Origin of the sequence: Massilia glaciei, from assembly GCF_003011895.2 — a bacterium.
Taxonomy (GTDB): Bacteria; Pseudomonadota; Gammaproteobacteria; order Burkholderiales; family Burkholderiaceae_D; genus Telluria_A; species Telluria_A glaciei.
This window is the reverse complement of sequence record NZ_PXWF02000161.1, coordinates 1-716: the sequence shown is the minus strand read 5'-3', so window position 1 is coordinate 716 and position 716 is coordinate 1. Positions and strand designations below refer to the sequence as shown.

The 716-nt window shown below is 53.8% G+C and carries 1 protein-coding gene; it reads right to left on the bottom strand.

Annotated features, from left to right (window positions below):
* The coding region (locus C7C56_RS28125) for a hypothetical protein (RefSeq protein WP_146204409.1) at positions 1-530 on the bottom strand (530 nt) is incomplete at its 3' end.
* Between the last annotated feature and the right edge of the window lie 186 nt (positions 531-716).

Genomic DNA, 716 nt, shown 5'->3' with positions numbered 1-716 from the left:
ATTGGCCGGCACAACAGCAACCGAACGATGACATAGTTTCGAGTTCGAACGAAGGCATCCGACCAAGGATTTTCCGGAGAATCAGGCTTGAGCACCGCGAGCAACCGCTTTTCTTGTTGCTTGGTTATGCCCTTTTTCCTTCCATGCGAGCGTGCTGGAGGAGTCCGGACCTTAATTGCATCGATAACAAGATTCGCGACGGTCCGGAATGTCCCTCGCTTGGTCGGTATCTTTCGAAGGTAGGCGTAGTTGGCAAACCATTTCAGATAGGCACCGATGTAGTGCAACCGCATTGCGGTTGTGTCACTCTGGACTGCAGCCAGTCCATAGTGGGCGGCGTTTCTTTTTTTCAGCGCGCTCCGGATTGGCACAACGTTTGCGGAGCGAGATTCTTCATCAGCTTGCACAAGATCGGCTTTCGCGAACTTGCATCGTGCCACCAACGCCTCAACCTCGCCAAGCTCTAGCGAATCGTTCGCTCGAGCGCGCACTATCAAATCAACGCCTTCTTCCGCCAGTGTTTCGTACAAAAATTGTACAGCCCGAAGAGCCTGGGCGATGGTGTTAACCTGATTCCCCGCTGAGCGCATTGTCAGCGCTAGGAAGTTGGCTCAAAAACCCCGAGTCCCGTATCCCGGTGGATGAGAAGCGGCATATCTTCGCCGGCGTCGATCTTCACTAATTTCGTGACTGTTTAGCCTGAACGCTGCGGGGCA